The sequence below is a fragment of the Sphingomonas sp. Leaf21 genome, from assembly GCF_916858675.1.
Taxonomy (GTDB): domain Bacteria; phylum Pseudomonadota; class Alphaproteobacteria; order Sphingomonadales; family Sphingomonadaceae; genus Sphingomonas.
In genome coordinates this window covers 12125-24533 of the sequence record NZ_CAKASM010000032.1, presented here as the reverse complement: position 1 = coordinate 24533, position 12409 = coordinate 12125, and the positions used below count along the sequence as shown (strand labels likewise).

Below are 12409 nucleotides of genomic sequence, written 5' to 3'. Positions count from 1 at the left end.
TCGCCAAGGGCATCAAGGCTGGTGCCCGTGCGTCAGGCCCTATTGGCGATGATCGCAGCCGTGTTGGGCCACCTCGGCGAAGTCGTCGCTGAAGCGCTGACCGCGTTCGACCAAGGCCTGGGACGATTGTAAGGCACATAGGCTGACGGTCATGCCTTCGGTGCTACCGTCCGTTCTTCTCGCTCGACGTGACACGGGTGCGCATATGCGACCCGTGCAAAGAGGCGATCTAAGGTAGGCCGGAGCGCGCAAAAGTGGACGTCCCGTGTCCGAGACGCCCACTTCGCATCAGATTAGCCCGACGATGCTTAGTGCAACCAGAACCAGCAGCAGAGGAATGGTGATCCCCATCGCTAGGCGGAAGCTGTCACCGCTAGACTTACTGGTTTCGATTGCGAAAGTGATCTGCATAGCAGCTCCTCCTCAACCCCGCGGTCCCTTGATGAGCCGAACACTGCGGACGTAAAAACCAGCACGCGAGACATTCCCAGATTTATGCAGCCTGGGACGGGTCCCGCGAGCCTCGGCTGCGCGGGGCAGCATGACCGGCGCGTGCTTTATGCGCAAGCATGTCGAACATCTAATCAGTCGGTTTTGACCGGCTGGGCGCTGTATTGGTCCGAGATTCTTTCGTCGCGTTGCCCGCTCGGAAGCTGGTCGTAAGTGTAAGCGTCTGGTGACGGCCGTTGGTCCCGATGCTGTTTTCAGCAATGACAGGTTACGGCCATAGTTCGCCTTTCTCGCTGAGGCCTCGGGCAGCGAGACTGGCTTGCGCGTTATCGTTCCACTTTCTGCTGCCGGAAAACAGGTGGACGGAGCGGGTTGCCGATGGCCAGTCTCGATCGCGAAGGTCATTCATATCAAGCGCGACGCCTGACGCGCGAAATTCCTTGAGCCGATGCTGTGATGCCAGCCCAGGTAATTCAGCCAGCGTTTTGCAATTGAACAACCACAAGCGCTCCAAATTGGCTCCGCCAAGATCCAAGCAGCCAAGCTGCAATTGATCTTCGACACGCAACGCCGAAAGTGCGGGCAAACGCGACAGGTCGCCAAGCGTACCAAGACCTCGCACACGTATGATCTGCAGCATTTCGAGGCTTATGCTCGAAAGATCATCGATGTCCTCACGGCCACCCAGAATCAGTGTCAAATTTTTCAGTGATGGAAGCGAAGCCACAAAATCCAAAGGATGGCTTTTGGCGTATGCGCTCAGCGTCAGCCTCTGAAGACCAGGAATTTCGGTGATGGAACCGATGCCCTTGGAATGACCATGAACGAAAAGCTCCTCAAGCAATCCAGCGGCAGCTAATGGCGATAGATCGATGTTCCTTTTTCGATTCTCGCTCAAGCTGAGCCGTTTCAAGCGACCCAGTTCTATTGTCGTCAGGAAGTCAGGCCGGTTCATGTCGAAAACACCGAAATGCAGGGTTTGCAGGTTGGGCAACTGACCGATTTCATTCTCATTGACGATGTCGGCGAGACAATCGACGGCGAGATCACGTACTTCAGGCAGGTTGCGCAGGGTGCTGGCATCGAACGCTGCCCCGTAATGCCCATAGAAGCGAACTTGAATACGCTCTCCAACAATGCCGCAAGCGTCATTTAGGGCGTGCAAACTGGCCAGCGGATAAGTCCCAGATTTGCTGAATTGAACCACCAGGCGACCGCGCTTCTCCGCGGCTTCAACGATCTCAGCGGTCGACAACACTGCCGGATCTGTCACTCGATTCCCGTCTACCTCAATCATGCGCGCTTTCCGTTGCTTGCTCGTCTGCCCGCACCGGGTTTGCCTATTCTTGGGCCGGTGTCCAATGCCAAGGCAGCAGTTCATCGAGCCGACTTATGGGATGGCCCTTGCCAATCCGGTCGAGCACATCGGCCAACCATGCCTGCGGGTTCACACCGTTGAGCTTGGCCGTCTCCAGCAGGGAGTAGATCGCAGCAGCGCGTTCACCGCCGCAATCGGCCCCGGCAAAGAGCCAGTTCTTCCGGCCCACGGCTATGCCGCGCAGGGCATTCTCCGCGAGGTTGTTGTCGATCTCAAGCCGCCCATCCTCGGTATAGGCGAGCAGCTGAGGCTTGAGCTTTACGGCATAGCGGAGCGCCTCAGCCAGCGGTGAACGCGCAGAAATCTGCCCCAGCACGCCATCCGCCCATGCGAAGAAATCCAGCGCCCGCAGCCTGGACAGCTTCCGCGCCTTCCGCCGGTCATCGGCAGGGTCACAGGTGATGCCGCGCTCGACATCGTATAGCTCACGGATGAGCTTCAGCCCTTCAGCGGCGACGGAATGCGGGTCGGCCTTGTAGACATCGTGCAGCTTGCGCCGCGCATGCGCCCAGCAGGCTACAGGCGTTATCAACCCGGGCTGACGGTCGGGCGCATACAGCCGCTCGAACCCGGCATAGGCGTCGGCTTGCAGGAAGCCTGCAAATGTCCTGAGATGTTCGCGCGGACGCTCGCCCTTGCGATCCGGGCTGTAGCGAAACAGCGCCGCCGGTCTGTCGCTCGGTCGCCATCGTCGGTTGTCGCGCAGATAGACCCATAATCGGCCCGTCGCGGTCTTGCCGGTGCCCGGCGCCAGAACCGGCACGGGCGTATCATCCGCATGGAGCTTTGGACTGCCCATGACATGATCGGCGATGCGCTCGACCAGCGGCTGTAACAGCCAACTGACCTGTCCGACCCAGTCAGCCAGGGTGGAACGGCCGAGATCGACGCCTTCACGGGCATAGATGCGTGACTGCCGGTAGAGCGGAAGATGGTCGGCGAACTTGGACACGACCACATGCGCCAGCAGGTTGGGACCGGCCCGGCCACGCGGGATCGGCAAGGATGGAGCCGGGGCCTGGCTGATGGCATCGCAGCGTCCACAGGCCAGTTTGGGACGGACATGGCGCACGACGCGGAAACGGCCTGGCACATACTCCAGCACCTCGGTCACGTCCTCGCCCAGCTTGCCCATGGTGCCGCCGCAGGCAGAGCAGCCATCGACATCAGGGGCGACATGGACCGTCTCGTCGCGTGGCAGATGATCGGGCAATGGCAGGCGCTTGGGCTTGCGGGCCGTGGATGGGCGGCCCTCTATCGGCCGCAGTTCGTCAACGACACATACGGCATGGGCATGTTCGGCTTCGAGATCCTCCAGCGTCAGTTCCAACTGATCCGCCATCTCGGTGATCCGCTCGGACGACTGACCGAACTTCATCCGGCGCAACCGGGATAGCTGAACCTTGAGCTTCTCGATCTGGAGCGTGGTCAGCTTGACCGCGTTGCGTGTGGCCTCATGGGCTGTCCGTTCGGCTTCCAGCGCCTGTTCCGAGGCGGCGATACGCGCCTGCATATCCGCGAAAAGCGCGCGCAATGCATCGGGATCGGCAGGAAGGTTTATCTCGTTGGCGGACACGGTTCTCCATAACAAAATGGCCCATGCAGACCAAGGAAAATGCCCGGTTTTACGTCACTTTATGCCTACATCTGTACGGGCAAACGGGGTGCTTCCGGGGCAATGGTCCGGCGCCAGTCCATCGCCTCGATCAGCAGCGCGAACTGCGCCGGGGTCAGCACAACTCCGCCTTCGACCAGCGGCGGCCACACGAAGCGGTGCCGCTCCAGACGCTTGGCGAACAGGCATATGCCCGAGCCGTCCCAGTGCAGCGCCTTGAGATAGTTGCCGCTCCTGCTGCGGAACAGGAAGACGTGACCGCAGTAAGGCTCGACCGCGAACAGCGGCCGCACCAGCGCCGCCAGACCGTCGAACCCCAGGCGCATGCTGACCGGCTTGCTCGCGAGATAGACCTTCGTACCCGGCGCCAGTGAGATCATGAAATATCCCGCAGGGTACGCAGCACGCGGGCGAGCGCCTTCTCGTTCACATAGCTGTCGACTGACAGCCGAACGCCGCTGGGCAGGTCGATACCGATCTCACCGGGACGTGCGCCAGGATGCGGACGGGTCAACTCTTCCATTACTGGCATCGTCGGGACGGGCTGGTGCTGCAACGATGGCGACGCTGACGCGGCGCTGACAAGATCGCCCTCCGGCACGGCCCCGTATGAGATGAAGGCCAGCGGTTCACTGGCGATCTTCTCCGCCTGTCGTCGTGCCGTCCGCCAGCTATAGATCAGGCTCTCGGCTATATCGTGCCGCTTCGCCACTTCGCGCACGGTCACATCCGGCGCGTCAGCCTCCCGCATGATCGCGGTCCGTTCGGCGGGAGAATATTTACGGCGGCGCTCCGTGCGAGTGATGACCTCGATCCGGCCCATCTCCTGATCTCCTTATGGAGTCCAGAAGGAGACTCCTATCGATCACTCCCTCGCCAACGAGGCCGAACTACACAACGCGCCGGAGACCGGACGCTTACTCGTAAGTATTGCTGTTCGTTCTCTGTTCCTTCATGATGCCCGCTAGAGGCGCACGGTAGAACCGAGATACGAGAGGCTGCTGCACATGAAACTGAAGAATTTCAGGGTTCGCGAGTTCCGTAGCATTTGGGACTCGGGTCCCGTCGATGTTGATCCTCAGACGACGTGCTTTGTCGGCAAGAATGAGGCGGGCAAGACGACCCTCCTCAATGCCCTGTATCGCACCAACCCTATTCGTAACGGTGATGCCGCGTTCGATGAGACGTTCGACTACCCTAAGCGTGAGGTAGAAGATTACCGGTTCGCGGTAGAGAACGAGGACCGCGAACAGGCGGTAGTTGTTGAGTGCGTGTATGAGCTGGAAGCGGATGATCACGCTGCAATCGTTAAAGTGTTCGGTCCCAGAGCGTTCACCGACTCAACATTTACCCGAAAGTCGTACTACGGCAAAGCCGAGAGTATGGCCTACCTGAACTGTAATGAGGCCGCAGCGCGTTCGTTTCTAGCTGCAAACCCTGGGTTTTCTGACGAGTTAAAAGCAGAACTCGCCGAGGCATCGGATTGGAAGGCATTCCATAGTGCACTTGATGAGACTGAGTCCACAGAGGCGGTCAACACACTGAAAGCCCTCGTCGCCCAGGTGATCGAGGGCGGCACCGCTCGATCATATATATACCGCAAAGTACTTTGGCCCCGCACCCCGAAGTTCCTTTACTTTGATGAATACTATCAGATGGAGGGTCAGGCCAACCTCGACGCACTTATCGAGCGAGAGGACAACGATGAGCTGGAAGACTCAGATTACCCGCTCATTGGTCTCATAAACCTTGCACGGCTTGACCACCGTAAGCTCGTAGCTGCGAAAAACACGACTGAACTGAAGAACAAGCTGGAAGGTGCTGGCAATCACCTGACCCAGCGGATCGTGAAGTACTGGTCGCAGAATCGGCACATCCAGATGCGATTCGACGTACGAGACGCGCGCCCAGGCGATCCAGAGGGTATGCGCAAAGGCGTCAACGTCTGGGGGGAGGTTTACGACACGGTGCACTGGGCCACGACCCCGCTGCGCAACCGTTCCCGCGGCTTCGTCTGGTTCTTCTCGTTTTTTGCTTGGTATGAGGACGTGAAGCGGCAGAAGCAGAATGTCATATTGCTTTTGGACGAGCCCGGCCTGTCGCTGCACGGACGCGCCCAAGCAGACCTCCTGCGATACTTCGATGCCGAACTCGCAGGTCACCAGCTCTTGTACACGACGCACTCGCCGTTCATGATCGACCCTACCAAGTTTGAGCGCGTTCGTATTGTTCAAGATCTCGGCATTGATGCAATAGAAGCGCTCCCGAAGGACGAGGATGGCACCAAGGTCCTTGCGAACGTCTTCGATGCGACTGACGACAGCCTGTTCCCGTTGCAGGGTGCACTCGGTTACGAGATTCAGCAGACCTTGTTCGTCGGCCCGAACTCGCTCGTCGTTGAGGGCGTCGCCGACATGCTCTACCTGCGTGCGGTCTCGGCTCAGTTGGAGCGAGAGGGACGAGTTGGGCTGTCAGAGGACTGGGTGATTACGCCGGTCGGCGGGAGCGGCAAGGTTCCTACGTTCGTCTCTCTACTAGGATCCCAGAAGGGGATGAATGTCGCCACCTTGCTGGACATCCAGAACAACGAGAAGCAGCTCATCGAGGATCTGTATAAGAAGAAGCTGCTTACCAAGAAGCAGGTGTCAACCTACGCCGACTTTACCGGCGGGTCCGAGGCGGACGTGGAGGACATGTTCGACCGTGATCTGTACATTGAGATCGTGAACGCTGAATTCGGTGCTCAGCTCTCGGCAAAGATTACGAAGAGCAAGCTCAACGCGAAGGAACCCAGGACACTGCGCGCCATTGAGGCTTGGCTGGCGGAGAACCCCCTCAAGTCTGGGTCATTCGGCCACTACCGGCCTGCGCGATATTTCTCCGACAACCTGGGTAAGCTCTGGCCGAAAGTGTCCGACGAAACCAAGGATCGCTTCGAGACTGCGTTCAAGCACCTCAACGGGCTACTTGGCTAGCGGTCCCTGCGCAGCAGGTTACGACAGGCTTACGGAGGCCGGCGCTGACCGTACCGCCCCCGGGCTGCCACTACATGAGTCCTTGTAGTCGCTAGGGGAAGGTGGTGCCCGCACTTGGGCTGGAACCAAGGACTCGCTGATTAAGAGTCAGCCGCGGAGGCCTGCATTCTCGTGGCCTCAAATTTGAAGCTGCCAATCTGCTGCCGGCCCGAGTCCTGTCCTTCTGGGATGCCGACCAGCTAATGTTGAACGTCATCTCCTGACAAAAGCCACCGTTCGACATGTCGCGTGCGAACGTCGGGAATGTCCCAGCGCCCGTGTCCGGCTCTCCCTGCACACGGGCGCCAGCAGGTTCAGATCTCGGTGTTTTCGGCAAGCGCGAGCGCGTCTTCCACGTCGATCCCAAGATAACGCACCGTGTTCTCGATCTTGCTATGACCAAGAAGAATCTGGACAGCCCGCAGATTGCCGGTCGCCCTGTAGATGATCGAAGCCTTCGTTCGGCGAAGCGAGTGCGTGCCATACTCGCTGCGCATCAGCCCGACCCCTGTCACCCATTCGTCGACAAGCCGCGCGTACTGCCGTGTGCTCAGGTGCCCATTATGATCGATCCGGCTCGGGAACACATAATCATCCACCGTGCCGGCGCGCCGGTCGAGCCAGGCCAGCAAGCTGGCCCGAGCGTCCGGGAGTAGCTCGAATTGAACGGGCCGGCCGGTTTTCTGCTGCATTACGATTGCCCGCGTTCGGATCTGCTCTCCGCTAACAAGATCGCCGATCTTCATCTGCACCAGGTCGCAGCCCCGAAGCTTGCTGTCGATCGCCAGATCGAACAGCGCCCGATCTCGCAGGCGGCGGCGCTGATTGAGGTAGAAACGAATTTCCCAAATCTGCTTCGGCTTCAGAGCCCGCTTTGCACCCACGGTCCTTCCGGCATTCCAGACCGGGCGCTTGGTAACGGTGAGTTCTGCTTCAGGCATCTCCATGATCGGTCTCCTATGGCCACATTGGCCATCTGCAGAACGCGTGCCGAAGAGGATTCGAAGGAGTGGCATTGGGGTTCAGTCCGACCATTTCGGCCGTTTGATGGCCAATTCCCCATCTGCAGGAACGCTCGGTCCGCTTTCTCATTTTCAGGGCTATGTCGGTTGTTGTTTCCAGTTCCGCTGCGCGGCAGAAGCCTCTTCGCAATGATCGAGTTTCGCGCCCCAGCCGCCGACGCCCCGCAGTTGGTGTTATCGCCGCTCCACCGAGCAGCCATGCTCACATTGCGCCATCTTATGGAAGTAGGCCCGATCGGACTCACGCAAAACAGGGCATTGAAGCGATATTTTGTTACTTGGGCAGCCGAAGCCTTCGATTGGCCAGGCTACACCGCAGACGAACTCTACGCGATCAATAAAGTCCTGAATGAGCATGACTTCCCACCGCTGGTGATACTGCACGATTTGCTTTTGGCCGCCAAGCTCGCCCGTCACCGCAAGGGCCACGTGCACATAACCAAAATCGGCAAGGACCTGTTGGAGCATCCGGGGAGCCTCTGGATTGCCCTGGCACAGCATCTGCTCCTTTCCGCTGGTCAGGATGACATGCTGGAAATCGAATGGGTTTCCGTCCTCAATGCCGTGAACAGTGAAGCCGATTCAGGTGTGACGGATCACCAATTCAGTGCCAGACTGACGGGCAGCGCTGACAAAAACTCTCATATGAAATCGCTCGTCTATGTGCATGTCCTGCGGCCGCTTTGCTGGCTCGGCCTATTGCACGAGACCCGGCAAAACCGGGCTGAGCGCTTTTTCACGAAGACAGCGCTTTGGCCGCTTGCTTTGACATTCGAAGGTAGCTCGCATTTGTCGTCGGCGACGAAACATTAAATTGAACCGACCAGCACGTAGGGCGGCCCAGAGAGGCTGAGAGGTGGATGTTCGACCCCCAGTTCCAAACGGTCCACTCTTCCGGTGGCACCCGACCAGAGCCGGTCGTTCAGATCGACCACTGAGAACGTCTGCTCTTACCAAGAGCTGCCGATGGAATGCTCCGAAGCGGACCCCCAGCGAGGCGCTCAAATATTGGCCATTCTTCAATTAGTTCGCTGAACCTTAGAAGTAGACCTCGGCCAAGACGACAGGGATGACGATGTGCTCGCTTTTCGCGATCGCAGCTTCCCGGACGATCTGATTGAGGTGCCCCGCACGCCGGAGAATGAAGACGCTCCCTAGGCCGTCGAGGCACAACCCGGCAGCGTTCTTCGCGCCGTGGGACAGCGGCCAATATGACAGCTAGACGCCCGCCACGTGTCCGGCTTTTCCTGATATCGATGTTCCCTCTGACCCGCTGCATCCGGATCATCAAATTGTGGATCGGAACGCATTTCCGCCCGCCGGTCCTGCTCCTTATTCTGCCGACCCCAGTCGGGTGAAAGTCCCGACCTCCGCGGTTCGTGCCGGCTGACTGGTCATTTGCTCCCAGGCCTTGCCCAGGTGGTTGCCGAAATTTTCGGGCAGGGGACGGCCCGATATCGACCAGACCGATGAGAAGCTGTTGGCGTTGATCCCCTCCGGATCACCGAGGCCGAGCGCGGTCTCCATGACGAGCAATCCATCGAGCTTGCACCGATCCGCGGACTGGCGGACGATATCGTTGACCAACCACGCGATCGACTGATGCCCGATCCTGTCCGGAGGGCTGACGAACACGAGCAAACCATAGGCCTCAGGCATGTCGAGGATCGTCCGGGTCGCCTCAATTTGCTTTCCGGCCGACGACACCTCCTTTCGGACCCGGTCGCCCACCTCGCGGAGCGCGCGCTCTGCCAGATGACCGGGCAGGTCATGCAGGCCGATGGTGACCTCGCCGAAAATCACCGGGCCTTCTGGATCACGCGCGAGCATTTCGCCCAGTTTTTCACCGACCTTGGGATCGTTGCGCCGATCGCTGGTCAGAGACTTGATCTCGGCAATGATGCCATCGGTCCGGAACAGGATATCCGCGCGCTTGCCCGTGTAGCCCGCAGGCACAAGTGCATCGACGTGCTCTCCGCCGGCGGCCTCGAAGACGCTGGCGATGAAGCCATGCTGATCCATCGCGTCGCTGCCGGGGCGTTTCCGATCAGCGGCCATGGCATTGCTTGTACTTCTTGCCGGACCCGCAGGGGCAGCGCTCATTGCGGCCGATCTTCCGGCGCGGCTCGACAGCGCGCGGGGCGCCCCGCCGCTGATCGAATAGGGCCTGCAGGGGCGCCGGTATCTCCACACGGCGCTGGGGTGGACCGCCATGGAGACGCAGATCCTCGATCATTTTCTTCTGGTTCTGGAAAGCATCGCGATGTCCCAGCGGCATCGCTTCTTCATAGGGGCGTAACCGCGCAACCTCGGCCGCTGCAGCGCCATGGTCGCCGCAATAAGCCAGCACCACAGCATAGAGCGCGCGAACGGGAAGCACCCAGGACACCAACCCGATCGCTTGGATGAATGGAAAAACATTCTTCTCGAGGATTTCCCGTGCCCCGGTGAAGTCGTGAACCCAGACGAATTCGTCCACCAAATCCTGACCTACGCGCACGAGCGAATTGTAGGCCTGAGCCAGCTCGTAGAACTTCATCGCGTGGATGCGGGTCATGGCCGACCGCTGGCTGAACTGTCCGACCGATTGAGCCAGCAGATCGAGGGTATCTGCGAGGTGCTTAACGGTATCGGTGACGTCCTTGTCCTTCGGCAACAACGGCCGAAGCTCCGGCGCATTGCGTCCGAATACGTCGCCTGGCGTCAGGCCGAGTACCCCATAATATTCCTCGACCAGCGCTGTTGCCTCCTCGGCAGCAGCTTCACGCTGGTCCAGCTTGAACAATGCCCAGGCGCGATTGTAGCGAAACACGCGGCGATGCTCGGACTTGTCCGGCAGGCGCTTCTCCACCTCGTCGGACATAGCCTTCACACCGTCGGCATCGCCCAGCCGCGAAAATGCGAGCATGCGCTTCATGCCACAGGCGAGCCATTCATCGTCGCCCAGTTCATGGGCCTCGAGCAGCGCACGCATCGCATTGGTTCGTTCGAGCGCCGGCTCGGCTTCCCCATCACGCAGATCGTTGAAGGCGAGGCCGTCGAGCGCCCATAGCCGCGTTTCGGGGTCGGCCTCCTCACTGGCTGCGATCGCCAGCAGGTAGGGCTCGATCTCCGGCCAAACGCCCATCTCGTGAAACAGCTCGTCGGTCGCGAATTCCACGAGGATCCGGGCATCGCCCACCTGTCCGAACAGCCGGATCAGGAGACCGAGCTTCGCGATGGACCAATCCTCGCGGATCGACGTGATCATAACCCGGAGTAGCGCGCTCTTGGCCTTTTCCTCCACCTCGTTGCCGCGGGCACCGAGGTCCGCCGCCGCAAGGACGCGGATCGCGTCGTGGATCTTCAAGCCGCTATTGCCGAACATCTCCATCGCGCCGGTCGCGGGCAGGGCCTTCAGCCTCAGCGCAGCCGTCTTCGTGTCGAGGCCGCTGGCACCCATCAGCAGGTTCATCGCCTCGTCCCGCGAAAGCGGGACATCCGCCACACTGAGCACACCAACAGTCTCGCGATCCTCCGCCGAAAGGGACTCGAACGCGCGCTTCAAAATGACCTCCTGCGCGGTCTCGACGATATGGGTTTGCGCTTCGACATCGGCACAGAAACCCCGGATGGCCCCGCCATATTCGCGCGCCGCCACGACTGCAGCGTTGATGACGTAGAATGGCAAGCCACCCGTCAGCCGTGACAGCCGCTCGCAATCGGCGAAATCGGCCTGGCATCCGGTATCGTGCAGTGCCGCGGCAATCGTGTCCTCATCCCAGCCGTTCAGCGTTTCCGCCTTGATGCCGAGCTTTGCTTCGAGTTCGGTCACCGCCGCGCCCGGCTGGCACAGCAACAGGATGCGCAGATTCGGTGCGCGCGCTGCGATGGCCTCGAGATCACTCGGCGGGACGCGGTGCGCATTGTCGATCACCACATGCGCCGCCATCGCCTCTTCGCCGAGCTTGACGCTGAGCGCCCCCAGCATGTCGAGGCCGATGGCGCCGGGCAGGAATATCTCGCCAAGCTTCCCGCTCGCTCGTCCGAACATCTTGCCCGCGACCTCGCGTGCAACGGCCGTTGCCAGCGCCGCGCCTGGCATGTCGACCACGTCGAGATAGGTGACCAGAAGCGGCGCGTGGACCACCGCCTCGGCGACCCAGGCGGTCTTGCCCGCACCTGATAGGCCCGAGACGATCCGGACCTTATCATCGCCCAGCAGGGCAGGCTCGTTGATCTGTGCCCGATAGGGCGCGGGCGGGGTAGGAAGCTCCTGCATCTGGACGGCGAGCTGCTCGAACAGGTCGGGAAGTTCCTCCCGCGCAAAGTCATGATCCGTCCGCGGAGGAGCGCCTGCGGACGCGTACATGACCATGCTCGCCAGCTTCCAGGTCAAGGTGTCCGGGCGCAGCAACCCAAGCGGGAGGCCCGCTGCAAGAGCCGAGCAGCCCGCGATTGCATCAGGGACGCTTGCTGGCGGCACCGGGAGGCAAGGATCCTCGGGCTTCGGACCCCCTGGCCAATGCAGCGTCACATCCTTTGGCCAATCGTCGGCCGCCAGCTTCTCCTTCAGCCGCCCATTGGGCGCCGCGTTCGACGCGATGACGAAGGAGGCCTCGCCGGCTCGGTCGCCATCCGCGTGCGCCTTGCGGATCTCGGCGAACCGGTCGAGCGCTCCGCTGATGTCGCCGCTCGCCAGATCATCCTGGCGCGTCTTGATCTGAACATAGATATGCCGACCGGGCAGGACGACCTCAACGTCCTCGTCGTGCTCGACGATGATCCGCTCGACCCCGGCGCCGCCCGCCATCAGCAGGCATATCGACGCGTAGACGTGCTGATATAGGAAACCGCGATGCACAGCCTCAATGCGAACCAGCTGTCGCGCGTCGATGACCTTTGCCTCTTCCCCGTCCATTGGCCACTGCTCCCCCCGAATCTTCTGTCT

Annotated in this window: 10 protein-coding genes; 2 read left to right on the top strand and 8 right to left on the bottom strand. The window is 60.5% G+C overall.

Features of this window, described 5'->3' with window-relative positions; translation table 11 throughout:
• Positions 1-288: 288 nt before the first annotated feature.
• The 5 genes from LRP66_RS18290 to tnpA all read right to left on the bottom strand — a co-directional run bounded on the left by LRP66_RS18290 (position 289) and on the right by tnpA (position 4266).
• Positions 289-411, bottom strand: a complete 123-nt coding sequence (locus LRP66_RS18290) for a hypothetical protein (RefSeq protein ID WP_268992469.1) — start codon at positions 409-411, stop codon at positions 289-291.
• A 307-nt stretch (positions 412-718) separates the two neighbouring features.
• Positions 719-1747: a hypothetical protein gene (locus LRP66_RS16830; protein ID WP_230483755.1), complete on the bottom strand. Its 1029-nt coding sequence runs from the start codon at positions 1745-1747 to the stop codon at positions 719-721.
• A 43-nt stretch (positions 1748-1790) separates the two neighbouring features.
• Positions 1791-3404: an IS66 family transposase gene (gene tnpC, locus LRP66_RS16825; protein ID WP_443026711.1), complete on the bottom strand. Its 1614-nt coding sequence runs from the start codon at positions 3402-3404 to the stop codon at positions 1791-1793.
• Between the two features lie 65 nt (positions 3405-3469).
• Positions 3470-3823, bottom strand: a complete 354-nt coding sequence (gene tnpB, locus LRP66_RS16820) for an IS66 family insertion sequence element accessory protein TnpB (RefSeq protein WP_230483754.1) — start codon at positions 3821-3823, stop codon at positions 3470-3472.
• Positions 3820-4266, bottom strand: coding sequence for an IS66-like element accessory protein TnpA (gene tnpA, locus LRP66_RS16815; RefSeq protein WP_230483753.1), 447 nt, complete (start codon positions 4264-4266; stop codon positions 3820-3822). The genes tnpB and tnpA overlap by 4 nt, the downstream gene beginning before the upstream one ends.
• Positions 4267-4450: 184 nt before the next feature.
• Between tnpA and LRP66_RS16810 the strand changes: the two genes are divergently transcribed.
• Positions 4451-6418, top strand: a complete 1968-nt coding sequence (locus tag LRP66_RS16810; protein WP_230483752.1) for an ATP-dependent nuclease — start codon at positions 4451-4453, stop codon at positions 6416-6418.
• A 353-nt stretch (positions 6419-6771) separates the two neighbouring features.
• On the opposite strand, the gene LRP66_RS16805 is transcribed toward LRP66_RS16810, so the two are convergent.
• The gene (locus LRP66_RS16805) at positions 6772-7404 is read right to left on the bottom strand and encodes a tyrosine-type recombinase/integrase (protein WP_230483751.1); all 633 of its coding nucleotides are present in this window, start codon (positions 7402-7404) and stop codon (positions 6772-6774) included.
• Between the two features lie 204 nt (positions 7405-7608).
• On the opposite strand from LRP66_RS16805, the gene LRP66_RS16800 reads away from it, so the two are divergent.
• On the top strand, positions 7609-8292 hold the full coding sequence (locus tag LRP66_RS16800; RefSeq protein WP_230483750.1) for a hypothetical protein: 684 nt from the start codon (positions 7609-7611) through the stop codon (positions 8290-8292).
• Between the two features lie 519 nt (positions 8293-8811).
• Here LRP66_RS16800 and LRP66_RS16795 read toward each other — a convergent pair.
• Both LRP66_RS16795 and LRP66_RS16790 read right to left on the bottom strand, forming a co-directional pair.
• Positions 8812-9537: a hypothetical protein gene (locus tag LRP66_RS16795; RefSeq protein WP_230483749.1), complete on the bottom strand. Its 726-nt coding sequence runs from the start codon at positions 9535-9537 to the stop codon at positions 8812-8814.
• Entirely contained in the window at positions 9527-12379 is a 2853-nt protein-coding gene (locus LRP66_RS16790; protein WP_230483748.1) for an SEC-C metal-binding domain-containing protein, read from the bottom strand. The genes LRP66_RS16795 and LRP66_RS16790 overlap by 11 nt, the downstream gene beginning before the upstream one ends.
• Between the last annotated feature and the right edge of the window lie 30 nt (positions 12380-12409).

Excerpts from the sequence above, each read along its gene's own strand:
- LRP66_RS18290 (WP_268992469.1), bottom strand. The coding sequence starts at position 411 with ATGCAGATCACTTTCGCAATCGAAACCAGTAAGTCTAGCGGTGACAGC.
- LRP66_RS16830 (WP_230483755.1), bottom strand. The coding sequence starts at position 1,747 with ATGATTGAGGTAGACGGGAATCGAGTGACAGATCCGGCAGTGTTGTCG.
- tnpB (WP_230483754.1), bottom strand. The coding sequence starts at position 3,823 with ATGATCTCACTGGCGCCGGGTACGAAGGTCTATCTCGCGAGCAAGCCG.
- tnpA (WP_230483753.1), bottom strand. The coding sequence starts at position 4,266 with ATGGGCCGGATCGAGGTCATCACTCGCACGGAGCGCCGCCGTAAATAT.
- LRP66_RS16810 (WP_230483752.1), top strand. The coding sequence starts at position 4,451 with ATGAAACTGAAGAATTTCAGGGTTCGCGAGTTCCGTAGCATTTGGGAC.
- LRP66_RS16805 (WP_230483751.1), bottom strand. The coding sequence starts at position 7,404 with ATGGAGATGCCTGAAGCAGAACTCACCGTTACCAAGCGCCCGGTCTGG.
- LRP66_RS16800 (WP_230483750.1), top strand. The coding sequence starts at position 7,609 with ATGATCGAGTTTCGCGCCCCAGCCGCCGACGCCCCGCAGTTGGTGTTA.
- LRP66_RS16795 (WP_230483749.1), bottom strand. The coding sequence starts at position 9,537 with ATGGCCGCTGATCGGAAACGCCCCGGCAGCGACGCGATGGATCAGCAT.
- LRP66_RS16790 (WP_230483748.1), bottom strand. The coding sequence starts at position 12,379 with ATGGACGGGGAAGAGGCAAAGGTCATCGACGCGCGACAGCTGGTTCGC.